General features: G+C 71.1%; 19 protein-coding genes. 12 read left to right on the top strand and 7 right to left on the bottom strand.

Annotated features, from left to right (window positions below; translation table 11 throughout):
• Positions 1-8: 8 nt before the first annotated feature.
• From ACIA5C_RS06560 to ACIA5C_RS06520, 9 genes are all read left to right on the top strand, one after another.
• On the top strand, positions 9-3,404 hold the full coding sequence (locus ACIA5C_RS06560) for an error-prone DNA polymerase (RefSeq protein ID WP_396051923.1): 3,396 nt from the start codon (positions 9-11) through the stop codon (positions 3,402-3,404).
• 36 nt (positions 3,405-3,440) lie between these two features.
• Complete coding sequence (locus ACIA5C_RS06555) at positions 3,441-3,776, top strand: SSI family serine proteinase inhibitor (RefSeq protein ID WP_396051921.1); 336 nt, start codon at positions 3,441-3,443, stop codon at positions 3,774-3,776.
• A 31-nt stretch (positions 3,777-3,807) separates the two neighbouring features.
• The gene (locus ACIA5C_RS06550; RefSeq protein ID WP_396051919.1) at positions 3,808-4,545 is read left to right on the top strand and encodes a methyltransferase domain-containing protein; all 738 of its coding nucleotides are present in this window, start codon (positions 3,808-3,810) and stop codon (positions 4,543-4,545) included.
• On the top strand, positions 4,542-5,717 hold the full coding sequence (locus tag ACIA5C_RS06545; RefSeq protein WP_396051917.1) for an alkaline phosphatase family protein: 1,176 nt from the start codon (positions 4,542-4,544) through the stop codon (positions 5,715-5,717). Before ACIA5C_RS06550 ends, ACIA5C_RS06545 begins: the two co-directional genes overlap by 4 nt.
• A gap of 37 nt (positions 5,718-5,754) precedes the next feature.
• Entirely contained in the window at positions 5,755-6,345 is a 591-nt protein-coding gene (locus tag ACIA5C_RS06540; protein WP_396051915.1) for a dihydrofolate reductase family protein, read from the top strand.
• 9 nt (positions 6,346-6,354) lie between these two features.
• Positions 6,355-7,650: a DNA polymerase IV gene (gene dinB, locus ACIA5C_RS06535; protein ID WP_396051913.1), complete on the top strand. Its 1,296-nt coding sequence runs from the start codon at positions 6,355-6,357 to the stop codon at positions 7,648-7,650.
• Between the two features lie 104 nt (positions 7,651-7,754).
• Positions 7,755-8,141 carry a DUF3040 domain-containing protein gene (locus tag ACIA5C_RS06530; protein WP_396051911.1) on the top strand — a complete coding sequence of 129 codons (387 nt, stop codon included), beginning with the start codon at positions 7,755-7,757 and terminating at the stop codon, positions 8,139-8,141.
• 605 nt (positions 8,142-8,746) lie between these two features.
• Positions 8,747-9,118, top strand: coding sequence for a hypothetical protein (locus ACIA5C_RS06525; RefSeq protein ID WP_396051909.1), 372 nt, complete (start codon positions 8,747-8,749; stop codon positions 9,116-9,118).
• 514 nt (positions 9,119-9,632) lie between these two features.
• On the top strand, positions 9,633-10,469 hold the full coding sequence (locus ACIA5C_RS06520) for a DUF402 domain-containing protein (RefSeq protein WP_396051907.1): 837 nt from the start codon (positions 9,633-9,635) through the stop codon (positions 10,467-10,469).
• Here the strand turns inward: ACIA5C_RS06520 and ACIA5C_RS06515 are convergent.
• From ACIA5C_RS06515 to ACIA5C_RS06505, 3 genes are read right to left on the bottom strand one after another with little or no spacing between them, the layout of a single operon-like run.
• Complete coding sequence (locus ACIA5C_RS06515; RefSeq protein WP_396051905.1) at positions 10,466-12,910, bottom strand: DUF3488 and DUF4129 domain-containing transglutaminase family protein; 2,445 nt, start codon at positions 12,908-12,910, stop codon at positions 10,466-10,468. The genes ACIA5C_RS06520 and ACIA5C_RS06515 overlap by 4 nt on opposite strands.
• On the bottom strand, positions 12,907-14,205 hold the full coding sequence (locus tag ACIA5C_RS06510) for a DUF58 domain-containing protein (RefSeq protein ID WP_396051903.1): 1,299 nt from the start codon (positions 14,203-14,205) through the stop codon (positions 12,907-12,909). The genes ACIA5C_RS06515 and ACIA5C_RS06510 overlap by 4 nt, the downstream gene beginning before the upstream one ends.
• 1 nt (position 14,206) lies before the next feature.
• Positions 14,207-15,250: an AAA family ATPase gene (locus tag ACIA5C_RS06505; protein WP_396051901.1), complete on the bottom strand. Its 1,044-nt coding sequence runs from the start codon at positions 15,248-15,250 to the stop codon at positions 14,207-14,209.
• 276 nt (positions 15,251-15,526) lie between these two features.
• On the opposite strand from ACIA5C_RS06505, the gene ACIA5C_RS06500 reads away from it, so the two are divergent.
• The 3 genes from ACIA5C_RS06500 (at position 15,527) to ACIA5C_RS06490 (ending at position 21,980) form a co-directional block, all read left to right on the top strand.
• Positions 15,527-18,310 (top strand): M36 family metallopeptidase, encoded by a 2,784-nt coding sequence (locus ACIA5C_RS06500; protein WP_396051900.1) that lies wholly within the window; start codon positions 15,527-15,529, stop codon positions 18,308-18,310.
• Positions 18,311-18,482: 172 nt separating this feature from the next.
• Positions 18,483-21,293, top strand: a complete 2,811-nt coding sequence (gene leuS / locus ACIA5C_RS06495; protein ID WP_396051898.1) for a leucine--tRNA ligase — start codon at positions 18,483-18,485, stop codon at positions 21,291-21,293.
• Positions 21,294-21,326: 33 nt separating this feature from the next.
• On the top strand, positions 21,327-21,980 hold the full coding sequence (locus tag ACIA5C_RS06490; RefSeq protein ID WP_396051896.1) for a DUF6882 domain-containing protein: 654 nt from the start codon (positions 21,327-21,329) through the stop codon (positions 21,978-21,980).
• Positions 21,981-22,075: 95 nt separating this feature from the next.
• Here ACIA5C_RS06490 and ACIA5C_RS06485 read toward each other — a convergent pair whose 3' ends face one another.
• The 4 genes from ACIA5C_RS06485 to ACIA5C_RS06470 form a co-directional block, all read right to left on the bottom strand.
• Complete coding sequence (locus ACIA5C_RS06485) at positions 22,076-23,128, bottom strand: adenosine deaminase (RefSeq protein WP_396051894.1); 1,053 nt, start codon at positions 23,126-23,128, stop codon at positions 22,076-22,078.
• Positions 23,129-23,395: 267 nt separating this feature from the next.
• Positions 23,396-24,115, bottom strand: a complete 720-nt coding sequence (locus ACIA5C_RS06480) for a TVP38/TMEM64 family protein (RefSeq protein WP_396051892.1) — start codon at positions 24,113-24,115, stop codon at positions 23,396-23,398.
• A 45-nt stretch (positions 24,116-24,160) separates the two neighbouring features.
• Entirely contained in the window at positions 24,161-24,871 is a 711-nt protein-coding gene (locus ACIA5C_RS06475) for a type 1 glutamine amidotransferase (RefSeq protein WP_396051890.1), read from the bottom strand.
• A complete protein-coding gene (locus ACIA5C_RS06470) occupies positions 24,861-26,081 on the bottom strand; it encodes a MurT ligase domain-containing protein (RefSeq protein ID WP_396052052.1) in 1,221 nt (406 codons plus the stop codon). The genes ACIA5C_RS06475 and ACIA5C_RS06470 overlap by 11 nt, the downstream gene beginning before the upstream one ends.
• Between the last annotated feature and the right edge of the window lie 362 nt (positions 26,082-26,443).

The following is a 26,443-nucleotide window of genomic DNA, read 5'->3' as shown; positions in this document are numbered from 1 at the left end:
CGGCCGCAGTGGGCTTCAATAACCCGAAGATGCCCTGGTCCGATCTGGAGAACATGCTTTCCGGCCGGAAGCCCGCGCCGCCACCGGGCGACGACGCCCACCGGATCGGCAAGCCGGACACCGCGCCGTACAGCGTGGATCCGCTCGCCGTCGACGGTGACGGCGGGGATTCGCCGGTCTGGAGCCGGAAGCGCAAGCCTTACGAGGCGCCCGCGCTGGTCCGCCCGGAGGAGCCCGTCGTTCCCTACGCCGAGCTGCACTGTCACACCAACTTCAGTTTTCTCGACGGCGCCAGCCATCCGGGTGAGCTGGCCGAGGAGGCGGTGCGTCTGGGTCTGACCGGGCTTGCGGTCACCGACCACGACGGTTTCTACGGCGTGGTGCGTTTCTCGGAGGCGGCCGGGGAACTGCACCTGCCGACGGTTTTCGGCGCCGAGCTTTCGCTCGGCCTGACCAGGCCGCAGAACGGCGAACCGGACCCCGAGGGGCAACATCTGCTGGTCCTGGCGAACGGCCCCGAGGGGTACGCGGCCCTGGGGCGCACGATCGCCAACGGTCAGCTGGCCGGCGCCGAGAAGGGTAAGCCGGACTACACCGGCCTGGAGGAGATCGCCCGTGAGCTGGGCGGCCGGGGGACCGTCCTGACCGGCTGCCGCAAGGGGACCGTCCCGCAGGCGCTGGCCGCCGGCGGGCTCGGCCCCGCGATGTGGGAGCTCGACCGGCTGGTGGATCTGTTCGGTGCGGAGCGGGTGGTGGTCGAGCTGACCGATCACGGCAACCCGTACGACGAGGACCGCAACGATGCCCTTTTCGCGCTCGCTGGTCGCCGCGGCCTGCGGGCGGTCGCCACCAACAACGTGCACTACGCGAACCCGTCCCGGCGGCGGCTGGCCACCGCGCTCGCCGCCGTGCGGGCCCGGCGCAGCCTGGACGAGATCGACGGCTGGCTGCCCGCGGCCGGCACCGCCCATCTGCGCAGCGGGGCCGAGATGGCACGCCGGTTCGCCGGCTGTCCGGGTGTTGTCGCCAACGCGTACGACCTGGGCTCCGAGCTCGCCTTCGACCTGCAGCTGATCGCCCCGCAACTGCCGCCGTACATCCCGGACAAGCCCGGATATACCGAGATGAGCTGGCTGCGCGAGCTGACCATGCAGGGTGCCCGCACCCGTTACGGCCTGCCCGAGGAGGTGCCGGAGGTCTACGAGAAGCTCGAGTACGAGCTGAACATGATCGAGACCCTCGACTTCCCGGGCTATTTCCTGGTCGTCTACGACATCGTCCGGTTCTGCCGGGAGAAGGACATCTACTGCCAGGGGCGGGGCTCGGCGGCGAACTCGGCGGTCTGCTACGCGCTCTGGATCACCAATGTGGACGCGTTCGAGTACGACCTGGTCTTCGAGCGGTTCCTGGCCCCGGAGCGGGACGGCCCGCCGGACATCGACGTCGACATCGAGTCGGACCGGCGCGAGGAGGTCATCCAGTACGTCTACGAGAAGCACGGCCGCCGGCACACCGCCCAGGTCGCGAACGTGATCTCGTACCGGCCGCGGTCGGCGGTGCGGGACATGGCCAAGGCGTTCGGGTTCTCGCCCGGGCAGCAGGACGCCTGGAGCAAGCAGATCGACCGGTGGGGCAGCGTCGCGACGGTCGACGTGGAGGACATCCCGGAGCAGGTCGTCGAGTTCGCCAACGCCGTACAGGATTTCCCGCGGCATCTGGGCATCCACTCCGGCGGCATGGTGATCTGCGACCGGCCGGTGTCCGAGGTGTGCCCGGTCGAGTGGGGCCGGATGCCCGGCCGCACCGTGCTGCAGTGGGACAAGGACGACTGCGCCGCGGTCAACCTGGTCAAGTTCGACCTGCTCGGCCTGGGCATGCTGTCGGCGCTGCACTACGCGTTCGACATGATCCACGACCGGCTGGACTTCACGAACATCCGGCCGAACGACCCCGAGGTCTACAAGATGTTGCAGGCGGCCGACTCGGTCGGGGTGTTCCAGGTGGAGAGCCGGGCCCAGATGGCGACGCTGCCCCGGTTGAAGCCGGTCGAGTTCTACGACCTGGTCGTCGAGGTGGCGCTGATCCGGCCGGGTCCGATCCAGGGCGGCTCGGTGCATCCGTACATCCGCCGCAAGAACGGGCTCGAGCAGTGGGAGATCCCTCATCCGACGATGGAGCGGGCGCTGGCGAAGACCCTCGGCGTACCTCTCTTCCAGGAGCAACTCATGCAACTGGCGATGGATTCGGCCGGGTTCACCCCGATGGAGGCCGACAAGCTGCGGCGGGCGATGGGTTCGAAGCGCTCGATCGAGAAGATGCAGGAGATGCGGGACCGGCTCTACGAGGGGATGGCCGCCAACGGCATCACCGGCGAACTGGCCGATGACCTCTACGTGAAGCTGTGCGCGTTCGCCAGCTACGGCTTCCCGGAGAGCCACGCGATCAGCTTCGCGTACCTGGTCTATGTCAGCGCCTGGCTGAAGCGCTACCACCCGGCGGCGTTCTGTGCGGCGCTGCTCAACGCGCAGCCGATGGGTTTCTATTCGCCGCAGTCGCTGGTCGACGACGCGCGGCGGCACGGGGTCGAGGTGCGCCGGCCGGACATCAACCTCAGCGACGCCGCGGCGACGCTGGAGGTCACCCCGGAAACCCGGAAGAAGGCGGGGGAGAAGGAGAGGCCGCAAGCCTGGGGGCTCGGCGGCCCGGCCGTACGCCAGGGGCTGTCCCGCATCCGCACGATCGGCGACGATCTGGCGCAGCGGATCGAGGACGAGCGCCGGGCCAACGGGGTGTACCGGGGCATGGCGGACCTCGCGCGGCGTACGGGATGCACCGCCGTACATCTGGAAGCGTTGGCGACGGCCGACGCTTTCGCCGGGTTCGGTCTTTCGCGCCGTGAGGCGCTCTGGGCGGCCGGGGCGGCCGCGCAGGACAAACCGGACCGCTTGCCGGGAACGGTGACCGGGACCGACGCGCCGATGCTGCCCGGGATGAGCGAGGTGGACCGGCTGGTCGCGGACGTGTGGGCGACCGGGTTGTCGCCGGATCGGCATCCGGCCCAGTTCATCCGCAAGCAGTTGGAGCGGGCGGGTGCGCTGCCGATCGAGCGGCTACCGGGGGTGAAGGCGGGCACCCGGATCCGGGTCGGGGGAATCGTCACCCATCGGCAGCGGCCGGCGACCGCGGGCGGGGTGACGTTCGTGAACCTCGAGGACGAGACCGGGATGCTCAACGTGACCTGTTCGCCCGGGCTGTGGCAGAAATATCGCCGGGTGGCCCGGAGCAGTTCAGCGTTGCTGGTGCGTGGCCGACTGGAGAAGGCGGAGGGGGTGCTCAACCTCGTCGCCGACCGGCTCGAGGCGGTCACCCCGCCGGTGACGCCGGCTTCCCGAGACTTTCGGTGATTCGCGGCTATTATGCGGGTTTTCGGGAGGAACAGTATGATCCGGACACTCATCGCGGCGGCGGCGCTGCTCGTCACGCCCGCGCCGGCCCAGTCGCACCTGACGCTCGCCTACGGGGCCCAGACGGTCAGGCTGGCCTGCAACCCGACCGGCGGCGGCCATCCGGAGGCGGCCCAGGCCTGCGCGATCCTGCGCAGCACCGGCGCGGACCCGGCCAGGATCAAGCCGGCCCAGGTCATGTGCATGATGCTGTACCAGCCGGTCACCGCCCGGATCGCCGGGACCTGGCGGGGCCAGCGGGTCAAGTGGTCCCACCAGTACGGCAACGGCTGCGAGATGACCCGCGCCACGGGCGTTCTGTTCAAGTTCTGACGAGGCAGGTCTGTCCCGCTACGCTGCCAGCGTGGAAACCGCGAGAACGGTCCGGCCGAAGCTCACCGCCCGCACCGCCGCCGTCTGGGCGGTGCTGCGCCGCGAGCTCGACCGGCACCCGGGCGAGTCGCTGACCGTGCTCGACGTCGGCGGTGGCACCGGCGGCTTCGCCGTGCCGCTGGCCGAGGCCGGCCACCAGGTCACCGTCGTCGACGCCAGCCCCGACGCGCTCGCCGCGCTGACCCGGCGGGCCGCCGACGCGGGCGTCGCCGACCGCGTGCGTGCGGTCCAGGGCGACGGCGACGCGCTCGCCTCCCTGGTCGAGCCGGGCACCGCCGACCTGGTGCTCTGCCACGCGGTGCTCGAGGTCGTCGACGAGCCGGCCGGGGTGGTCGCCGCGATCGCCGCCGCGCTGCGCCCGGGCGGTGCGGTCAGCCTTCTGGTGGCGAGCCGGGCCGCGGCCATCCTCGGCCGCGCGATCAACGGCCACCTGCGGTCGGCCTCCGCGGTGGTCACCGATCCGGACGGCCGCGCCGGGGCGCGGGACACCCTGCGGCGTCGATACGACGCCCAAACCGCCGCCGACCTCCTGCGGTCGGCGGGGCTCGAGGTGGTGGAGACCCACGGCGTACGCGTCCTGGCCGATCTCCTCCCCGCCGCCGTCCTCGAGGAGGATCCTCAAGCGGTGCTCGACCTCGAACTCGCGCTCGCCGCGCGGCCCCCGTTCCGCGACATCGCCTCCCAGCTGCACCTCTTCGCCCGCAAATGAGCCTCCCAGTCGTTCCCGACGATCACCTTCCCGCCGAGGCGCTGCTGCCGGTGCGCCCGGCCTACGGCACCGGCAGCCTCGCCGACGTGCTGCCCAGCGTGTGCGCCCTGCTCGGCGTGCCCGGTACGACCGACGTCCTCGGCCTCCGGTCGCGGCTCGACGGCGTCGAGCGGGTGGGTGTGCTGCTGGTCGACGGGCTCGGCCATTACCAACTGCCGGTCGCCGCGGCGTACGCACCGACCCTGGCCGACATGTCGGCCGACGCCGGACCTCTCACCGCGAGTTTCCCCTCGACGACGCCGGTCAGCCTGGCCACGCTGGGCACCGGTGCGCCGCCCGGCGCGCACGGCATCCTCGGTTTCACCGCCCGCCGGCCGGACGGCCGCAACGTCGTGCACATCCACTGGGGCAAAGATCCGGATCCGCACGAGTGGCAGCCGTTGCCGACCCGGTTCGAGCAGGCGGCGGCGGCCGGTGTCCGCACCGCGGCGGTGACCCGTCCCGAGTTCGAGGGCACCGGGCTGACGGTCGCGATGAACCGCGGGGCGCCGATCGTCCCCGCCTCGACCGGCGACCAGGTGGCGAAGGGCCTGGTCGAGACCCTTGCGGCCGGGTCCGGCCCGGCCCTCGTGTACGCCTACCACCCCGACCTCGACAGCGCCGGCCACGGCCACGGGGTCGACTCGCCGGAGTGGCGCGCGGCAGCCGCCGGCGTCGGTGCCCTCCTCGACCAGGTCGTCCATTCGCTGCCGCCCCGGTCCGCCCTGCTCGTGATCGCCGACCACGGCCAGCTGAACGTCCCGGCGTCTTCCCGTGTCGACATGGGCTTGATGCCGGAATTGTCGGCCGGAGTGATCGGTGTGGCCGGTGAGCCGCGGGTCCGCTACCTGTACGTGTCCTCCGGCGCCCTCGACGACGTGATCGCCGCCTGGCAGGCCGTCTTCGGCGATCAGGCGTCGGTGCTGAGCCGCGAGCAGGCGATCGACGAGGGTCTCTACGGCCCGGTGCCGGCCGAGCACACCGGGCGGATCGGCGACGTCGTCGTGATCTGCCGGGGCCGCACCGTCTCCCTGGCCACCGGCTGGGAACCGCCGAGCGTCAACACGCTGGTCGCCTACCACGGCGCGCTGACCGCCGCCGAGATGCAAATTCCTCTGCTGATCGCCCGCTGAGCTGTCCGATCGGGCGCACGCCGTTCGTGGAGAGGGCATGACTGCTGAATACACCTGGGACGTCTTCTCCACCCTCGACGGCTACGGCTCGTACGCCGAGCCCGGCGACTGGGGCGGCTACTGGGGCAAGCAGGGCCCCGAGCTGCTCGAACACCGCGCCGCCCTGTTCGCCACCGAACAGCGGATGGTCTTCGGCGCCACAACCTTCCGCGAGAACGCGGAGATCATGACCTCCGGCATCGATCCCCACTCGCTCGACGAGTGGAACGTCCGGACGATGCGCATGCCGGCGACGGTGATCTCCTCCACCCTGCGGGACACCCTCGGCTGGCCGGACGCGACGATCGTGAGCGGCGACGCCGTCGACATCGTCACCCGGCTCAAGGAGGAGTCCGACGTGCCGCTGCGGTCGCAGGCCAGCCTGTCGCTGAACCGGGCCCTGATGGCCGCCGGCCTGGTCGACCGCCTGCAGGTGACGATCTTCCCGGTGATCTCCGGGCGGAGCGGCACCAGCCCGATCCTCGCGGGCGCGGGCGACTTCGATCTCGAGCTGCTCGAGAGCCGGACCCTCGACGGCCACATCCAGGAACTCGTCTACCACCCCGTTTTTGTCAGGGGGTCCCGCTAGCCTGCGGTGGTGGGTCGAAGCCAGGTGGTTCCGAGGGGGCGTGACCCGCGTTTCGGCCCCGATGCCGACGACGCGGGTTGCACGATCCTGCACGTCGACATGGACGCCTTCTTCGCCTCGGTGGAGATCCGCGCCCGCCCCGAGCTGCGCGGCAAGCCGGTGATCGTCGGCGGCCTCGGCCCGCGGGGCGTGGTCAGCGCGGCCAGCTACGAGGCCCGGCGCTACGGCGTGGGCAGTGCGATGCCGATGGCCCGGGCCCGCGCGCTCTGCCCGCGCGGCGTCTTCCTGCCGGTCGACGGGGCCAAGGTCGCCGAGGCGTCGCACGCCGCGATGCAGATCTTCCGCGACGTGACCCCGCTGGTCGAGCCGCTCTCGGTCGACGAGGCGTTCCTCGACGTGGCCGGCGCTCAGCGGCTGCTCGGGCGTCCCGCCGAGATCGCCGTCCGCATCCGCGGGCGCATGGTCGCCGAGCAGGGCCTGACCTGCTCGGTCGGGGTGGCGCCGACCAAGTTCGTGGCCAAGCTCGGCTCGACCCGGGCCAAGCCCGACGGCATGGTCGTGGTGCCGGCCGGCCTGGTCCTCGACTTCCTGCACCCGCTGCCGGTCGCCGCGCTCTGGGGCGTGGGGGAGAAGGCCGCCGAGACGCTGCACCGCCTCGGCCTCAACACGATCGGTGAGCTGGCCAACGCTCCGTGGGGCATGCTGCGCCGGGCGGTCGGTGAGGCGTCGGCGGCCCATCTGCACGAGCTCTCCTGGGGCCGTGACCCACGCAAGGTCGAGCCCGAGCAGGTGGAGAAGTCGATCGGCGCCGAAATGACATTCGACACCGACGTGTCCGATCCCGCCCTGCTCCGCCGCAGCATGCTCGCGCTCTCGGAAAAGGTCGGCGCCCGCCTGCGCGCCTCCGGCAACGTCGGCCGCACCGTCTCGATCAAGGTGCGGCTGGCCGACTTCCGCACGGTCAACCGCTCGCGCACTATCGCAACCAGCACCGACGTGGCCCGGGAGATTTTCGAGACGTCGTGGGCGCTGTTCCGGGCACTCGGGCCGACCGAGCAGATCCGGCTCATCGGCGTCCGCGTCGAGGGTCTCACCGCGGCCGCCACCACGTCCCGGCAGCTCACGCTGGGCGAACCCGAGCGCGGCTGGCGCGAAGCTGAGGCGGCGGCCGACGCCATAGCCGCCCGGTTCGGCCGCGCAAGCGTCGGTCCGGCCAGTCTTTTGGGACGAAGCGATCTCCGCCGGACCGAAAATCACCCCTACTCGACGGTCGTCCCGCTTTCCGACCCGCCAACCCCCTCGTAGACTTGCTCGGTAAGGCAGCCGACGGCTGTCCCGCGCCACTTAGCTAAGTTTCACCGCCGGACCCCCGATCAGAGGGACCGGACACGCGCCCGGGGAGGAATGCCGTGCCGCTCTCGGAGCACGAGCAGCGGCTGTTCGATCAAATCGAACGGTCGCTGGCCGAGGATCCCAAGTTTGCCTCGGCCGTGCGGGCCAACGACCCGCGTTTCCATGCACGGCGCCGGCTGCTGGTCGCCGCCTTCGTGATCATCCTTGGTCTGGCCCTGGTCGTCTACGGCACGGTGAGCAGCAACACCCTGCTCGGCGTAGCCGGTTTCGTGGTCATGCTCGGCTCCGCGGCGTTCGCGCTGCAGTCCCGCCGCAAGGGCCACGCACCCGACCTGCACGCGGTGGGTGGCACTGCCAGCCGCCGCACCCGCCAGACCCGCAAGGCCGGTTTCATCGACCGCCTGGAGGACCGCTGGCGCCAGCGTCCCGAAGGTCACCGCTGACTCCGACCCCCCACCCAACGCCGGCCTCACCCCCACTGAGCCGGCCCTCCGGTTAATGGCGGCCCGATGGGCCGCCATCGCCGTTTCGCGCCCGGCCTTTTCGGCCGGGCCTTTTTGGTCTCACTCCCCATAGATGCCGAAAAATCGGCTGCGCCCGGTCGGACGGCATGTAATAGTCGCCGCGCGGCGTCCGTCGAGACCGGACAGTCCTGAGCCGCACCCGCGCCGGTCGGCGGCGGTGCCTGCTCTCGGCGGCCGCTCGCGGTGGCCGCTTCGGGGGATCGCTCGGGGATGGCCCCTCTGGGCGGGCGCTCTGGGGGTTCGCTCGCGGGCTGCTCTGGGCGGCCGCTCGGGGGACCGCTCTGGGGGATCGCTCGCAGTGGCCGCTCTGGGGAATCGCTCGGGGGTGACCGCTCTGGGTGGCCGCTTGGAGTGACCGCTCTGAGCAGCCGGTCTCGGCGACTGACATGAACGAGGACATGTCGATCGCCTCGTCGAGGGGTCCGGTTCTTGGGGGTTCAAGGGGGACTGGGTGGCGGTCTTCATCTGTGCGGGGTGCGGGGCTGCGCTGACGGTGGCGGTCTCGGGGGTGGCGATGCCCGCGCATGCGCGTCAGGTCTACGGGCACGGGCAGTTCCAGCTGGGCGTTCTCATGGACGCAGGCACCTACGCCGCCGACCCTGGCCCGGCTGACCCTGGCCGGGCCGACGCTGGCCCGGCCAACGCTGGCCGGGCCGACGCTGGCCGGGCCGACGCTGGCCGGGCCGACGCTGGCCGGGCCGACGCTGGCCGGGCCGACGCTGGCCTGGCCGACCCAGGCCCCGCCGGGCCTGGGGCCGCCGACCCTGGCCCCGCCGGGTCTGAGCCCGTCGGGCCTGAGTTCGCTGGGCCCGACCTCGCCGGGCCGGAGCCCGTCAGGTCTGAGTCTGCTGAGTCTGAGTCCGCTGGGTCTGAGTTCGTCGGGCCGCGCGCTCTGACCGGGGAGGGACGCTTCGCCACTGCGCCGGGCGACGTTCGTGGGGTGAGCTATCTGCTGGACCGGTGCGGCGGCGGGTACTGCTGTGGGATCGACGGGCGTGACGGGCCCAACCTGGCCTGCGCGAACTGCGGGCGACCGGTGGCGTCGCGGGTCGATGACTGCTCGCTGTGGCAGGTGATCTGGGTGGAGGGGCGGGCGGTCCGGCGCGTCGAGGGTGCGGAGGCGCCCGTCCTCGATTGGCCGTCACTTCGGACCGGGTGGCCCGGCATCCCGCCGGTGGATATGCGTGGCTGGTGGGTTCCGCGCTGGGAGGCGGCGATCGGGATCGCGCTCGCCCGCCTCGTCATCGCCTCGGAAGGACGGCCGATCCGGGTGCCGGACGGAGTCCTCGCCGATTTTTTCCGGCGGCCACTCGAGACCCTACTCAGCCCGGCGAGGGTGAGCCGCTCACTCTCCGCCTGGCCGGGCCTGACACGGCCGCCGGCGGTGAGGGGAATTCCGAGATCTTGCCGGTGCCGGAGCATCCGCAGACCGGCCTGGCATGGGAGGAACCGGGCACCAGGAGCGCCGTCCTCTCGTGGTACTGCTGGAACTGGCTGGCGTCGCCGGGTGAGTTGCGGACCGATGCGGTGCCCGAGCAGGTCTGGCGGGACGATCGGCCGTCGCCGCCGGCGCGTGAGCTCTTCCGGCCGGACGGTCGGATCTTCCTGGACGGCCTGGCCGGGCGCTCCGCGCTGTGGCTGCGGGAGGTTCGGGAGCGGTTCGGCGAGTTTCCCTGTTTTGAGGCGAGCAGAGTTGAGAGGCGGGCGGGAATGGCGCTGGAGATGCGGTTCACGAAGTGGGGCGGGAAGTTGCACTGGCACTACCCGGTCGTGCGGCTGGGCACCGATCGGCACGGGTGGTGGCTGGGTGGGCGCGAGGGCACCTTCTTTCAGCGCGGCGACGAGACGCCCATTCCGCGACCGCATGACTACGTCATGCTGGTGCCCGCTGACGGGGAGTGGATTGCCACCTGGGATGCGGTCGGCGAGACCGAGATATACGTGGATGTCACCACTCGTCCGGTCCGGAATGGCAACCTGATCGAGGCCGTCGACCTTGACCTTGACGTGATCCGCCAGCGGGACGGGCGGGTCCTGCTGGTCGACGAGGACGAGTTCGAGGAGCATCAGGTGCTCCTGGGCTATCCGGCCGATCTGATCGCGCGGGCGCGGGCCACCGCCGACGACCTGGTCGCCCGGGTCGGAGCCCACGAGGAGCCCTTCGGCGAGGTGGGCCGCGACTGGCTGCGGAAACTCAGCGGCGGCGCTCCCCGCGAGGAGAGCGCCGCCGACCGGGCCAGACCCTAGCGGGAGCGGGCCAGGAAGCGCCGCGGGCTGAAGCGGGACAGGGAGTCGCGCATGCGGCCGGATGCGCCGACCGTGCGGGCCGACAGGTCAGCCAGGCCGAGGCGCCAGCGCAGCAGCACCGACGGCGGCATGATCGCCGCGGCGAGGCGGGTGCGCCGGGTGGCCGAGCGGGCCAGCCCCTTGCGGATCTGCCGCAGGGCGGGGAGCAGTTCGGCACCGGTCATCGGGCGCCGCGCGTACCGGGCCCGCTCCTCGGCCGTGCCGAGGAGAGTCGCCGCCGTCGCCGCGTCCTCCAGGAGCACCGCGTCGGTGATCAGCCGCCGGGCGGTGACCCGCGGGGTCTCCGTCGGGTCGACCGGTACGCGGTAGTCGATCATCGTGTCGACGAGTTCGTCCCAGGCCGCGTGGGCGTCCTCGCGCGCCCGCACCGCCTCGGTCGTCACCACGATGTCGAGAGCGCCCGAGGCCTGCGCTACTGCCACTTCCCGGGGGACCGTCGCCGCGTGCCGCCGCCTTCGCAGCAGCGCCCGGCGCAGCGACGGGATCAGCAGCAGGACGATCAGCAGGGCCACCGCGATCATGACGGTCAGGCCGGTGGGCGACAGGTTGGAGGCGCCCACGCCGGTCCCGCCGGAGTTGGTCGAGTTGTCGAAGTTGCGGTCGGGCCGCTCCTGCTTGGAGATGCCGCCCGAGGAGTTGGCGTTCGGCTGACCGGCCGCGTTGGACGACGAGGCGGTCGGGGTCGGCGAGTCGTTGTCGGGCGCCCACGCCGAGTGCGCCGAGCCGGCCACGCCGACCGACGGGGTGGCGTCGAACGGGATCCAGCCGAAGCCGTCGAAGTAGACCTCGGTCCAGGCGTGCGCGTTGCGGTTGGTGATGGTGTACGTGACGTTGTCGCCGGTCGTGCCCCGGGTGAAGCCGAACGCGACCCGGGCCGGGATGCCGGCCGCCCGTACCATCCACGCGAGTGCCGCCGCGTACTGCTGGCAGTAACCCGCCCGGTTGCGCAGGAAGGCCGCGATCTGCGATGCGTTGCCGGCCGGCTCGGTGGTGAGGCTGTAGGTGAAGTTGTTCTTCTTGGAGAAGAAGTCGTACAGCGCCAGGACCTTGTCGTAGTCGGTGGTCTTGCCCGCCACGAGCTTGCGTACCTGGGTGTTGACGGTCGCGTCGGCCGGGGTGTTGGTGTACTGCAGGACGAACGGGTTGTCCTTGGGCAGCGATGGGGCCGACCGCAGTTCGTCCTGGGTGTAGTTGGCCCGGACATAGTCGAACGAGTACTTCTGGTCCCTGGTGGTGGTGCGGGTGGAGTAGAGCACCTGCTGGCCGCGGTCGAAGTTCCAGCTGCCGTCGAGGCTGCCCATCTGGATCGTGTTGGTATAGATCGGCGCCATCGCCTGGGTCAGCTTGTCGGTGACCTCGACCGTGGCGTGGTACTGCTTGTAGTCGGACTGGGCCGCGTTGTTGGACGAGCGGGGGTCGGGCAGCCCGCGGGACAGCGACGGCCCGGACGGCGTACGCGATCCGAAGCCCTCGTTGGTGAGCTGGTCGGCGACTGCGAAGCGCAGGTAATAGGGGCTTTGTTCGTTGGTCGTGAGCTTGATCAGGTTGACCGTGTCGCCCTGGGTCAGGTTGCCGGCGAGCGAGGCGAACAGGCTGATCTTGCCGCCGGTGCCGTTGCCGAGACCGCCCTGACCGATGCCGCTGCCGTTCTGCGTGAGCTGTGACAGCAGGCCACCGGTGATCGTCGGCACGAGCAGGGGCACCAGGACGGCCGCGACCAGGCCGACCAGGCCGAGGCGCCGGCCCGCGGCGGCGAGCGGCGACGGTTCCCACACGTCGACGTCACGGCCGTCGCCGGTGAATCGGCGGCCGAACCGGCGTACGCGATCGATGTTGTCGCTGACCAGCAGCCAGAGATATCCGATGGAGCCGACGATGAACGGTGTCACCGGGACGCTGTCGACGTAGACCGCGACCGGCACCGAGTAGATCGCCAGCATCGGGAGGCCCGCCAGGGCCGGCCGGCGCAGCACCACCGTGAGCAGGTCGATCACGATCGCGACGAGCCCGATGCCGAGCACCGCGACGAAGAGCAGGCCGGGCCGGTCGGGCACCGGCACCGCGTAGTTGCGGGTGTCCTCGCCGGCCTGCGTGAACAGCTCGCCGAAGTGGTTGATGCTGGCCGGGGTCGGGATGACGAACCCGCCCGGCGCCGGGAAGATCCAGCTGAGCGCCACCAGCAGCGCGACGAACTCGCTCACGATCTGGGCCCAGATCGGGAACCGGAACGTGCGGGTGAGGAACGCCGCGCCGCTGATCATCGCGACCGCGAGGATGCACTCCAGGAGCCAGGTCCAGGCGTTGAAGATGGTCGAGATCGGCGCTGCCGAGAGCAGCGTGGCCGCGCCCGCCACCAGGCCGAGCCGGCGTCGCCCGGTCATCGGATCACCCCGCCGACCGTCTCGGCCATCGCGGCCCGCCAGGCGAACCCGCTCGAGCCGCGGGCGGCGGCCGGCCACAGCGTGGGCAGCTGGTCGCCGTGGCGTACGGGTACCGAACGCCAGCCGCTGTGCACCAGGGCCAGCGCGGCCGCGGCGTGCTCGCGGTCGGCCTCCTGCCGTTCCCCGGTTCCCATCGTCACCCAGGTCGAGCTGTCGATGGCGAAGCCGATGCAGGTCGCGCCGGTGCCTCGCATGCCGGCCAGGAGTTCGGCCTCGGCGGTGGTGAGCGAGCCGAACAGGCCGACGATCAGGCCGCCGTCGGAACGCCGGCGCACCTGCTCGACCAGGATCGAGATGTCGCCGTTCTGGGCCGGCTTCACGTCGGCCAGGGTGTCGAGCAGCAGACCTTCGCCGCTGATCTCGGTGGCGTCGATGTCGATCCCGCCGCCGGTCACCATGCGCACCTTGTAGCCGGCCTGCCGCAGGTGCACGGCGACGCTGGCGGTGGCCGAGACGGCCCATTCGAAGCTGGCGGTCGGGCCCTCGCCGCGGTGGGCGAAGACCCGGGTGTCGAGCACGACCGTGGCCCGGCTCTCCCAGGGCTGTTCCTCGCGCCGCACCATGAGTTCGCCGGTGCGGGCGGTCGAGCGCCAGTGGACGCGGCGCAGGTCGTCGCCGCGGCGGTATTCGCGGGTCGCGGCATCGTCCTCGCCGTGCACAGCGATCGCCCGGGCCCGGCTGTCGCCCGTACCGGCGTACTCCCCGGCGAGACGCACCGTCGGGAGCGCGACCACCTGGGGGATGACCGTGAGCCGGTCGATGCTGGGGAACGAGCGGGTCAGCTCGCAGAGGCCGAACGGGTCGGTCAGCCGGATCACCAGCGGGCCGATCGGGTAGCGGCCGCGGACGTCGGCCCGCACCGTGTAAGCCACCGAACTCGCCTGGTGCGCCCCGAGCCGTTCCAGCACGACCCGGGGACGGCTGCCCAGCGCGTACGGCAGACGGTCTTCCAGGAGCAGGGTGCCGGTGGGCAGCCGGGACATGTTCTGCAGGCGCAGGATGACCCGGGCGCTCGACCCGACCGGCGCCCGGCCGGGTTCGAGCGACCGGCTGCAGGCGAGCTTGTAACGGCTGCGACCGACGTACATGGCGGCGAGCAGAGGTAGCGCCGCGAGCAGCACGGCCACCCGCAGCAGGTCGCGTTCGCCGAGGATGAAGGCGGACACCGTGGCGGCGCCCGCCCCGGCCAGGAAGGATCGGCCGCGCGTCGTGAGTCCCCGCAAGGCCTCCCGCATGTCAGCGCCCCCGGGACTCGTACTGTGAGCCGCCGGTGTTTCGGGTGTCGTACGGCGAGCGGTTGCGGTCGTGCGGCAGCGGCAGCCGGTGCACGATCTCGGACACGATGGCGTCGGTCGTCCGCCGGTTGAGCTGCGCGTCGGCGGTCGGGATGACGCGGTGCGCGAGGACCGGTACGGCCAGCGCCTGCAGGTCGTCGGGGAGGACGTAGTCGCGGCCCTCGAGCGCGGCGACCGCCTTGGCGGTGCGCACGAGCTGGAGGCTCGACCGCGGGGACGCGCCGAGCCGCAGCTCGGGGGCCTCGCGGGTGGCGGTGACCAGCGCGATCGCGTACTGCTGGACGGCCTCCGCGGCGTGCACGTCACGGGCCGTGGCGATCAGCCGGCGGACCATCGCGGCGTCGGTGACCGCGCGCAGGTCGTTCAGCGGGTCGTGGTTGCCGTGCCCGTTCAGCATGGCCAGTTCGGCCCGCGGGTCGGGGTAGCCCATGGCGATGCGGGCGGTGAACCGGTCGCGCTGCGCCTCGGGAAGGGGGTAGGTCCCCTCCATCTCGATCGGGTTCTGCGTCGCGATGACCATGAACGGCGCCTGCAGCTCGTACGTCGTGCCGTCGACCGTGACCTGCCGCTCCTCCATGCACTCGAGCAGCGCGGACTGGGTCTTGGGTGACGCCCGGTTGATCTCGTCGCCGACGACCAGGTTGGCGAACACCGCGCCCGGCTTGAACTCGAAGTCGCGGGTCTCCTGGTTGTAGACCGAGACTCCGGTGACGTCGCTGGGCAGCAGGTCGGGGGTGAACTGGATGCGTCGCACCGAGCAGTCGATCGAGCGGGCCAGCGCTTTGGCGAGCTTGGTCTTGCCCACGCCGGGCACGTCCTCGATCAGCAGGTGGCCCTCGGCCAGCATCACCGCGAGCGCGAGCCGCACGGTGGCGCTCTTGCCCTCGATGACCTGCTCGATGTTCGCCATGATGGCCTGAGTCGCGGCTCGGAAGTCGTCGCCGGCCATTGGTCCACCGGGCTCGTCCCAGGTCGGGGTTGTCACGGGCCTCCTCCAAGTACTTTCACGCTGAGGGTTGTGCGGGCGGCCGGCGGTCCGTGGGCCTCCGGCGCTCGCCGCCCGTACCAACAGGTTAGCCCGATCACACCAACTCGCCGACTCGGGCGGGTGGACGGTTTTGACGCCCGTCAACCGGACACGAGTATCGGATACGTAAAGAAATAGACACCAGTCTAGATTCTTCCTACCGAACACAAGAACGATCAGCCATCGACGGGTTTCACCACCGAGCCCGTGCCGAAAGGGGCTGAATTGAGACCGTTGTCCGTTCCGACCGTGACCCGGCGGATGGGGGCGGCTGCTGCCGGAGCCTTCCTCCTGGCAGGCCTTCTTCCCGCTCAGGCGCATGCCGCAGTCAAGGCGCCGGCGTCCGCAGTCAAGAAAGCAACCGGTGACTACGACAGCCGCCGGGGCATCACCGCCGCTCCGGCCGTCGCCGCACTGAAAGCGCCGACCACCACCGCGAACACCCTGGCCGAACAACTGGGCGTCCAGGGCATTGTCGACATCGACCGATCGACGGGCACCCCACGCCGGGTCGCCAAGCTCGACGGCTTCCTCACCGGGCCGAGCCGCAAGAAGCCGGCCGACATCGCCCTCGCGTACGTCCGCGCCCACGCCGAGGAGTTCGGCAGCCTGTCCGGCCTGACCCTGCGGCAGGACTACGTCGACGTCGACGGCACCCACCACCTCAGCTTCCAGCAGGTCGCCGGCGGCGTACCCGTCTTCGGCAACGGCCTCAAGGCGCACGTGACCTCCGACGGCCGTCTCGTCCAGGTCGACGGATCTCCGCTCCGCGCACTGCCGGCCACGGCCGGCGCGGCCAAGCTGTCGGCCGCGGCGGCCCGCGCCGCGGCGGTCAAGGACGTTTCCGGTACGCCGGGAGCCACGGTCACCGCGTCCTCGGCGACCTCGGCGACGTTCAGCGACGGCGGCAACGCGAAGCTGGTCTGGTTCCAGACCGCGTCCGGCCCACGCCTGGCCTGGGAAACCGTGGCCCTCGACTCGGGCTACGTGCACGTCGTGGACACGACCAGCGGCGACGTGCTGTTCCGGCAGAGCACGGTCGACGCCGACACCGCCGACACCTGGACCAACTACCCGGGTGCCCCGCGCGGCGGCAAGCAGCAGAAGGTCGACCTCAGCAAGTGGCTGCCGAAGAACTCGCCGCGGCTGGCCGGCAACGTCGCCCACGTCTACTCCGACATCAACGACGACGACGTGGACAACCCGGGCGAGGACGTCGCCCCGTCCGGCCGGCGTAGCTTCGAGTTCCCGTTCACCCGGTTCGACGTCGGTGGGCTCTGCTCGGACGCGACCCAGTGCTCGTGGGACCCGGCGACCCCCAACTCGTGGCAGGTCAACCGGTCGCAGAACGCCGCACAGATGTACTTCTTCCTCGGCAACTGGCACGACCACCTGAGGGCGGCGCCGATCGGCTTCACCCGGCAGGCGGGCAACTTCGAGGCGGTCGACGGTGACGCCGTGCAGGCACAGTCGGACGACGGCGCGAACACCGCCAACGGCCTGCCCAACGCGGCGCACATCAACAACGCCAACATGAACACCCCGCCCGACGGCACCCCACCGCGCATGCAGATGTACCTGTTCGTGCCCAGCACCCGCTTCCTGGCCGGCAACTCGGGCGACGAGTCCGACGTGGTCTACCACGAATACACCCACGGCCTGTCCAACCGGCTGGTCGTGGACGCCGACGGTCTGTCCACTCTGGGCGACATCCAGGCCGGTGCCATGGGTGAGGCCTGGAGCGACTGGTACGCCATGGACTACCTCGACGACCAGGGCCTGCAGAAGGACACCGCCACGGTCGGCGACATCCGGGTCGGCAAGTACGTCACCGGCGGCGCCACCATCCGTACCGAACCGCTCGACTGCCCGGTCGGCACCACCGCGGCCGCCTGCCCGGGCACCCCGCTCGCCGGTCCCGGCGGCTACACGTACGGCGACTACGGCCGCATCTCGGCCCGCGGCGCCGAGGTGCACGCGGACGGCGAGATCTGGGGCCAGACCCTGTGGGACCTGCGCAAACTGATCGGCAGCAAGAAGGCCGAGCAGCTGGTCACCCGGGCCATGGAGCTTTCACCGGCCAACCCGTCGATGCTCGACGAGCGCAACTCGATCCTCGCCGCCGACATGGTCGCCGACGGCGGCAAGCTGCAGAAGACGATCTGGTCGGTCTTCGCCAAGCGCGGCATGGGCTACTTCGCGGCCGCGGTCGACGGCGACGACTCCCAGCCGGTCGAGGACTTCTCGATGCCGCCGGCCCCGAACACGCCGCGCGGCTCGCTCACCGGCAAGGTCACCGACCAGGACACCGGCGCCGCGGTGGCCGGCCTCTCGGTCGGCTTCGGCGGGCACGCTTCCGGCTTCGCCGGCAGCTACCAGACGGTCACGGCGGGCGACGGCAGCTACACCATCTCCGGCATCCTTCCCGGGACGTACGCGAAGGTCTTCGCGCGCGGCTCCGGGTACGACACGGTCGTCAAGACGCTCTCGATCCCGTCCCACGCGGTGACCGAGAACTGGTCGGTCCGCAAGGACTGGGCGGCGTCCAGCGGCGGCGGCTCGGTGGTCAGCTTCACCGGCCCGGACTACACCCCGGACTGCGGCCCGGCCAAGCTGATCGATCAGTCCCAGGTCGGCGGCTGGGGCTCGGACGTCGCGGCGAACGGGCAGCAGATCGTGCTCAAGCTGTCGGCCACGGTCGACATCGGCCAGCTGGTCATCAACCCGTCCGCGACCTGCGGTGACGACAAGACCGCCTCGACCGGTGGCTACCGGGTGGAGACGTCGCCGGACGGCAAGGCGTGGACGGTCGCGGCCGGCGGTTCGTTCCCGAACGGCACGGCCACGGCCACCCCGGTCACCCTGACCGGCGGCGCGACCGGCGTCGCGTACATCCGGTACACCGCGCTGACCAGTCAGGGCCAGGACGCCGGCCTCTGCGCCGACCCCAACTCGACGGCCAGCGGCTGCGCCTTCCTCGACAACACCGAGCTTTCGGTCTACGGCTCGGCCTCGTAGGGGCCTGCATACCGGTCGCCGCCGTACGGCGGCGACCGGTATCATGCAAAGGTGGCCCGGCAGTTCCTTCTTCTTAGCCGGCCGTGCTGATCTTCCGCCGCTGAGACGGGCACAGCACGGCGACCCCTCCCTGTGAGGGGCTTTTTTGTGCCCATCGACTTTTGATCGCGAGATGCCGACGATGAGCGAGTCAGAGACTCCGCAGTTCCGCTACACCGCCGCCCTGGCCGGTGAGATCGAGCTGCGCTGGCAGGAGTACTGGGCGGCGAACGGCACGTTCTACGCGCCCAACCCCGAAGGCGCCCTGGCCGACCCTGACCACCCGCGCGCGGGCGCGCCCAAGCTGCACGTGCAGGACATGTTCCCGTACCCGTCGGGTGCGGGCCTGCACGTCGGTCACCCGCTCGGATACATCGGCACCGACAGCTACACCCGCTACAAGCGGATGGCGGGCTTCAACGTGCTGCATCCGATGGGCTTCGACGCGTTCGGCCTGCCCGCCGAGCAGTACGCGGTGCAGACCGGCACGCACCCGCGCACCACGACCGAGGCCAACATCGAGCGCTACCGCGGTCAGCTGCGGCGGCTGGGCCTGGCGTACGACGACCGGCGCAGCTTCGCGACCACCGATCCCGACTACTACCGGTGGACGCAGTGGATCTTCCTGCAGGTCTTCAACTCGTGGTTCGACCCGAAGATCCGCAAGGCCCGCCCGATCGCCGCGCTGATTGCCGAGTTCGAGTCCGGTGACCGCGAGACCCCGGGCGCGCCGTGGGCTTCGCTGAGCTCGGTCGAGCGCCGCAAGCTGATCGACGACCACCGGCTGGCCTACGTCAGCGAGGCCCCGGTCAACTGGTGCCCCGGCCTGGGCACGGTGCTGGCCAACGAGGAGGTCACGCCGGACGGGCGCAGCGAGCGCGGCAACTACCCGGTCTTCCAGCGCAACCTGAAGCAGTGGAAGATGCGGATCACCGCGTACGGTGACCGCCTGGTCGACGACCTGGACACGCTCGACTGGCCGGAGCCGGTCAAGCTGATGCAGCGCAACTGGATCGGCCGTTCGCGGGGCGCACACGTCGACTTCGCCGCCGGCTCGTCCTCGATCCGCGTCTTCACCACCCGGCCCGACACCCTGTTCGGCGCGACCTACATGGTGCTGGCGCCGGAGCACTCCCTGGTCTCCTCGCTGACTGCCGGCGAGTGGCCGGCCGGGACGAAACCGGCCTGGACCGGCGGGCATTCCACCCCGGCGGCCGCCGTCGCCGCCTACCGTGCGGAAGCCGCCGCGAAGACCGAGGAAGAGCGCACCGACGCCAAGCAGAAGACCGGCGTCTTCATCGGCGCGTACGCGACCAACCCGGTCAACGACGCCCAGATTCCGATCTTCATCGCCGACTACGTGCTGGCCGGCTACGGCACCGGCGCGATCATGGCGGTGCCGGCCCAGGACGAGCGCGACTGGGCGTTCGCCGAGGCGTTCGAGCTGCCGATCATCCGTACGGTGCGGCCGTCGTCGGACGACTTCGAGGGTCCGTACACCGGCGACGGACCGGCGATCAACAGCGACTGGCTGGACGGCAAGGGCGTCGTCGAGGCCAAGACCGCCATGATCACCTGGCTGGAGCTGCACGGGCACGGCACCGGAGCCACCACGTTCCGGCTGCGCGACTGGCTGTTCAGCCGCCAGCGCTACTGGGGCGAGCCGTTCCCGATCGTCTACGACGAGACCGGAATGCCGGTCGCGCTGCCCGAGTCGATGCTGCCGGTCGTGCTGCCCGACGTCGACGACTTCTCGCCGCGCACGTTCGACCCGGACGACGCCGACAGCGAGCCGGAGACGCCGCTGTCCCGCAAGAAGGACTGGGTCAACGTCGAACTGGACCTGGGTGACGGCCGGAAGACGTACACCCGGGAGACCAACACCATGCCGCAGTGGGCCGGCTCCTGCTGGTACGAGCTGCGCTACCTCGACCCGCAGAACGACAAACGGCTGGTCGACGAGGACAACGAGGCCTACTGGATGGGCCCGCAGCGCGACGGCGACTGCGGCGGCGTCGACCTGTACGTCGGCGGCGTCGAGCACGCCGTGCTGCACCTGCTGTACGCCCGCTTCTGGCACAAGGTGCTCTACGACCTGGGCCACGTCTCGTCGTTCGAGCCGTTCCGCAAGCTGTTCAACCAGGGCTACATCCAGGCGTACGCGTACCGGGACGCCCGCGGGGTCGTGGTGCCGGCCGAGGAGGTCGTCGAGCGCGACGGTAAGTACTTCTACGAGGGCGCCCCGGTCTTCCGTGAATACGGCAAGATGGGCAAATCGCTGAAGAACGTCGTCACGCCCGACGAGATGTGCGATCAGTACGGCGCCGATACGTTCCGGGTCTACGAGATGGCGATGGGCCCGCTGGACGTCTCCCGACCGTGGGAGACCCGCGCGGTCATCGGCTCGCAGCGCTTCCTGCAGCGGGTCTGGCGCCTGGTCGTCGACGAGGAGACCGGTGCCGTCCGGGCCGCCGACCAGCCCCTGGAACCGGCCGTCCGCAAGCACCTGCACCGCACCATCGCCGGCGTCCGCGACGACCTGGACGAGCTGCGGTTCAACACCGCGATCGCCAAGCTGATCGAGCTGACCAACACGCTGACCCCGCTGCCGGTCGCCTCCCGCGAGGCGATCGAGCCGCTGGTGCTGATGGTGGCGCCGTTCGCCCCGCACCTGGCCGAGGAGCTGTGGAGCAAGCTGGGCCACGGCGACACGCTGGCCTACGCCGACTTCCCGGTGGCCGATCCGGCCCAGCTGAAGGCCGACTCGATCACCTACCCGGTGCAGGTCAACGGCAAGGTGCGCGAGCGCATCGAGGTGGCCCCGGAGGCGTCCGAGGCCGAGGTGCGGGAGGCCGCGCTGGCCGCGGTCGCCGACGTCCTGGCCGGCCGCGAGCCCAAGAAGGTCATCGTCGTCGCGGGCCGGCTGGTCAGCGTCGTCGCATGACCGGGGTTCGATCAACCGTGACAGACTCGGCGGGTGTCGTTCGATGATCTGTTCGCCCAGCACGTAGGCACTGCCATGGCCCGCCAGGTTGCGCTCGCCGATCTGATCGGCGAGCGCAACTGGTCGGTCGACCTGTCCGCCGGATCCGCCACGTTCGGCGATGATCTACGCTTCCCGATCCAGCTGCTCGGCACCGAGAGCCACGTCGACGGCACCTGGCTGTGGGCGTGGGCCAACACGGAGAGCGGCCTGCCGCCGGCCCTGCTGCACCTGTGCGGCTGGCTGCGGGATTACGGCGCCCAATCCGGGACGGCCGAGCTGACCGACCCGAGCTTCCCGCTCGAACGCGCCGACGGGGCGAAGCTGGCCCTGGTCGCGTCCGGGCTGACCGGCCGGCCCTACTACCGCGGGCCCTACGAGGGCGGCGCCCTGTTCTTCCATCTCGAGGGCGTGCCCGACGGCCCGGTCGCCCCGGAGCGGGTGATCACCGTCCTCAGCCAGGTGATCCAGGCCTGGCCGCTGCCGCACCGCCAGGTGGCGCTGGCCTTCCTGACCCAGCAGGGCTGGGCGGTCGAGGACCGCGGCGAGCGGTTGTCGGCCCGGCACCCCGACGGTTCGACCATCGAGATCACCTTCGACGAGCTGGGCCGGATCGCCCAGTTCGGCGGCCAGATCCAGGGACGCTGACTCCGGCGACCTGGTGTCGGAGACGGCGCTGCTGGCCGCGCCGGCGCCGGCGGTCGGGGGCCGGCTGTTACCGCGCGGCCGGGCGCCGGGGTTGTTCATCGCCCGGCCTGCGGCGCGCCCTCGGCGTCGGCCAGGGACGCGTAGGCGTCGATCTCCGCCCGGACGGCCGACTTGGCAGCCGGGGCGAGGAACGAGTACCGCACCGCCTGCCGGGCCAGCTCGGCCACGCCCTGTTCGTCCAGGCCGAGCAGGTCCGCGGCCACCTGATACTCCCGGTTGAGGGTGGTGGAGAACATGGGCGGGTCGTCGGAGTTGACGGTCACCGGCACGCCGGCCGCGACGAGCGCCGGCAGCGGATGCTCGGCCAGGGACGGTACGGATCGAGTGCAGACGTTGGAGGTCGGGCACACCTCGAGCGCGATGTCGTGCTCGCGCAGGTGAGCCATCAGTTGGGGATCGCGGACGGCGGCGATGCCGTGGCCGATGCGTTCCGCCCCGAGGTGGTGCACCGCGTCCCAGATCGGCTGCGGGCCGGTCGACTCGCCGGCGTGCGGCACGCTCCGCAGACCGGCGGCCCGCGCGGCGGCGAAGTGCCGGGCGAACTGGGCTCGTGACACCCCGGCCTCCGGGCCGCCCAGCCCGAAGCTGACCAGCCCGTCCGGGCGCTGCTTCAGCGCCACGTCGAGTGTCGCGTCGGCCGCCGGCATCCAGGGCGGCCCCGGAATGTCGAAGCACCAGCGAAACTCGATGCCGTGGTCGCGCGCGGCCCGCCGGCGGGCGTCCTCGATCGCCTCGCAGTACGCCTCGGCCGGGATGCCGCGCGTGATCGACGAGTAGGGGCTGAGGATCACCTCGGCGTAGCGCACCGTCTGGGCGGCGAGCCCGGCGCCGATGTCGTAGGTGAGCGTGGCCACGTCCTCGGCGTCGCGGATGAGGTCGACCACCGACACGTAGACCTCGATGAAGTGCGCGAAGCCGGTAAACGTGAAGTACTCGGCCAGCAATGCCGGGTCGGCCGGCACCGGGGTGTGCCCGGCGTGCCGCTCGGCCAGGCGGGCCACGGTTTGCGGCGTTGCCGAACCGACGTGGTGAACGTGCAGCTCGACCTTGGGCAGGCGGGCGATGAAGGCGGTCAGATCCTTTGCCATGGTTTGTCCCTCACGGTGCGTCTCATCCACCGGGGGCGTCCGCGCAACGAGCGGCCTCCGGCGGGAGGCGCCCTTACGACAGGCGCGGGTCGAGCGTGGCGGATGTGCATCCGTCGCAGCGCCTCTCGGCCCGCACCGGCACGCTAACAAGCCCCGCCACCGCCGACAAACGTCGCGAGGCTACGCCTCAGGCCGGCGACCGGAGCAGCGAGGATCAGGCGGGGACCGGAGCAGCGAGGGTCAGGCGGCGAGCGGAGCGGCGAGGGGTCAGGCTGCTACCGGCGCCGTGGGGCGGCGGGCGGAGCGCTTCCAGCGCCAGACGATCGCCGTGGTCAGGGCGAAGCCGACGAGGGCCGGGGCCAGGGTCAGCGGGCTCATCGAGTGCGGCTTGGTGACCGCGGCGCCGATCACCGCGTACGAGATGGCGCTCGGGATCGCGGCGAGCGTGGTGCCCAGCAGGTAGCGCTTGCGGCAGACGCTGGTCGTCCCGTACGCGTAGCCGACCAGACCGTAGGGCGCCAAGGGCAGCAGGCGCACCAGCAGCACCGCGGAGAGGCCGCGCTTGTCGAGCCAGCCGTCGAGGCGGGCGAGCTTGCTGCCCGACTTGGCCTTGAGCGCGCCACGTCCGGCCCAGCGGCCGGCGTAGTAGGTGGCGATCGCGGCGATCACCGCGGCGGCGAGCGCGGCGGCCGCGCCGGTCGCCGCGCCGAGCAGGGCGCCGCAGGCGATCGTGATGGCGGTGCGGGGGACCATGACCGACAGGAGCAGGCCGCCGACCACCGCGATGGCCACCGCGGCACCGGTGCGGCCCAGCATCATCACCGCGTCACCGATCTCGCGGAGCGGGAGCACCGCCGCCGCGAACGCGAGGCCACCGACCACGACACCGAGCACAGCGAACCGGATCAGCCGCCTCTTCCACCCCAGCGAGGAGGGGGACGGGGAGGCGGAAACAACCGGTGCAGGCGCGATCATCGTGTCCGTCATGCAGGCTTACCGCCCTAACTCATTGTCGGTTCAGGGTCTCTGCTGTCAGGCGCTCGCCGCGGCGAGCCGTTCCCTGCGGAGCCGTTCGGCCCATGTGTCGTCAACGGGTGAAAGGCTATCCGCACCGATCGCCCAGCGCAGTAGCAGATCGGCTATAGCTGGGTTGCGGGCGAGCGCCGGCCCATGGGAGTAGGTGCCCAGGATCTTGCCGTGCCATGCGCCCTCGGTCTGGCTGTCGTTGCCGATGCCGGCCGTGACCCGGGCCAGCGGGGAGACCCCGGGCCCAAGGTGGGTGCGGCCGCCGTGGTTCTCGAAGCCGGTCAGCGGGGGCAGCCCGAGTCGCGGGTCGATGTCGCCCCGCAGCTCGCCGACCGCCCGGGTCTCGCCCCGGTCGGAGTAGAGGTCGAGCAGGCCGAGGCCGGGGCATTTGGCGCCCTTGGCGAAGAACGAGTGCCCGAACAGCTGGTAGCCGGCGCAGATCGCGAGCACCGCCGCGCCCTGGCTGACCGCCCGGTGCACGCCGCCGTCGGCGATCAGCCGCTGGGCGGCGAGCGCCTGCGGGCCGTCCTCGCCGCCGCCGATCAGGTAGATGTCGGCGCTGGACGGCATCGGCTGGTCGGAACGCACCTCGTACGCCTCGACCGGGATGCCCCGCATCTGGGCCCGCCGGGCGAGGATGAGCATGTTGCCCCGGTCGCCGTAGGTCGACAGCAGATCGGGGTAGATCCACACGATCCGCAGGGACTCAGTTGACACGGTCCAACTCCGCTCGGATGTCCTGGAACGCCGTGTAGTTGGCGATCACCTCGAGACGACCGGGCGGGACCGCCTGGAGCGCCTCGTCGAAACTGGTCACGTGCCGGAACGGCACACCGTTCACTTCGAGCCGCACCGCCAGGTCGTACGCCCGGTCGCCGGTGATCAGCACCGGGCGGTTGCGCAGCGGCGAGAAGTCGACGTCGTAGAGCCAGGACGTGTCGAGCCCGTCGGGGTCGCGGGCGTTGATCGAGAGCAGGGTGGGCGCGATCTCGGCCATGTCGAACGCCTCGAGCCAGCTGGCCGGGTTCTTCGCCAGGAGCAACCGGATGTTGCGCCCGTCGCGGTCGACCTGGGCGTACCGCCCGGCGATCGAGGTGACGGTGGCCAGGTAGGGCAGAGCCTTGAGCGGGTGGACGCCGAACTCGGCCACGACGGCCAGCGCGGTCGCCGCGTTGCCGATGTTGACCGTGCCGGGCAGCTGGAGCTTGACCAGGTGCCAGTCGCCGCGCGGGTCGACGACACCCTCCTCCTCGACCTGCCAGTGGGCGCGGGGCCGGCGCAGCGGGCAGCCGGTGCACCACCAGTCGCCCTGGTGCCGCTCGATCGGGTGGCCGCTCTGCGGGCAGACGAAGGAGTCGTCGAGCCAGCGCTGGCCGGCACTGAACCACACGACGTAGGGACTGCCGCCGGCGGCCCAGACCACCATCGGGTCGTCGGCGTTGGCGACCACCTTGACGTCCTGGTGGGCGGCGAGCGCGGTCTTCCACATCTGCGCCATCATCGCCACCTCCTTGGCCCGGTCGAGCTGGTCGCGGGAGAGGTTGAGCAGAGCCACCACCCGCGGGTGCGTCTCCTCGATCACCCGGGCCAGGTAGTGCTCGTCGACCTCGAGCACCGCGAAGGGTGTCGCGCCGGCCTTGGCCAGCGCCGACGTGTGCCCGGTCGGCATGTTGGCGCCGAACGAGTTGGTCGCGACCGGGCCGAGCACCTCCATTGCGGCGGCGGTCAGCCGGGTCGTCGTGGTCTTGCCGTTGGTGCCGGACACCAGTGCGATCGACCGCCCGGCGGCCAGGTGCGTCAACAGCTCCGGATCGATCTTGAGACCGATCCAGCCGCCGATGACCGAGCCGTCGCCGCGGCCGGCGGCCCGGGAGAGCGCGGCCGCTGTCTTCGACACCGAGGTCGCGACCTTGGCCCGCAGGGGCAATTTCTGGTCCGTCACGCCAGCGAGGGTACCGGAATCGGAGGTTACGTCGAGTTGTCGGTGGGGAGGGCGAGGCGCTGAACCGGCCTACATCGAACGGGTGACGACGTTTCCGCCGGTAGAGGGTTTTCGGACGGGAATAGACAATCCTGTATGGAGCAATTGTGTGTTCTGGTTCACGCCGGATTCTCGTCAATGCGTAATCGTGTGCCCACTACCCGTCGCGGCAAATGTTCTCGGTCAATGGCAAATGGGACAGGGCCTCGATCGACAATTACCGAGCGTCACGATTTGGCGCCCGACGATCATCAAAAAATTCGGATAGGAAGGTTTCCGCCGGTGGGCATCCGCTCGCCGGTCGCTGC

The sequence above is a fragment of the Actinoplanes sp. NPDC051343 genome (assembly GCF_044455125.1).
Lineage (GTDB): Bacteria > Actinomycetota > Actinomycetes > Mycobacteriales > Micromonosporaceae > Actinoplanes.
The sequence above is the reverse complement of the archived record's forward strand: the minus strand, read 5'-3'. Positions and strand labels throughout refer to the sequence as shown.

What these genes read in the sequence shown, in the direction of transcription:
- ACIA5C_RS06555 (WP_396051921.1), top strand. Translation starts at nt 3,441, where the DNA reads ATGATCCGGACACTCATCGCGGCGGCGGCGCTGCTCGTCACGCCCGCG.
- ACIA5C_RS06545 (WP_396051917.1), top strand. Translation starts at nt 4,542, where the DNA reads ATGAGCCTCCCAGTCGTTCCCGACGATCACCTTCCCGCCGAGGCGCTG.
- ACIA5C_RS06540 (WP_396051915.1), top strand. Translation starts at nt 5,755, where the DNA reads ATGACTGCTGAATACACCTGGGACGTCTTCTCCACCCTCGACGGCTAC.
- ACIA5C_RS06525 (WP_396051909.1), top strand. Translation starts at nt 8,747, where the DNA reads ATGCGCGTCAGGTCTACGGGCACGGGCAGTTCCAGCTGGGCGTTCTCA.
- ACIA5C_RS06515 (WP_396051905.1), bottom strand. Translation starts at nt 12,910, where the DNA reads ATGACCGGGCGACGCCGGCTCGGCCTGGTGGCGGGCGCGGCCACGCTG.
- ACIA5C_RS06510 (WP_396051903.1), bottom strand. Translation starts at nt 14,205, where the DNA reads ATGCGGGAGGCCTTGCGGGGACTCACGACGCGCGGCCGATCCTTCCTG.
- leuS (WP_396051898.1), top strand. Translation starts at nt 18,483, where the DNA reads ATGCCGACGATGAGCGAGTCAGAGACTCCGCAGTTCCGCTACACCGCC.
- ACIA5C_RS06485 (WP_396051894.1), bottom strand. Translation starts at nt 23,128, where the DNA reads ATGGCAAAGGATCTGACCGCCTTCATCGCCCGCCTGCCCAAGGTCGAG.
- ACIA5C_RS06480 (WP_396051892.1), bottom strand. Translation starts at nt 24,115, where the DNA reads ATGACGGACACGATGATCGCGCCTGCACCGGTTGTTTCCGCCTCCCCG.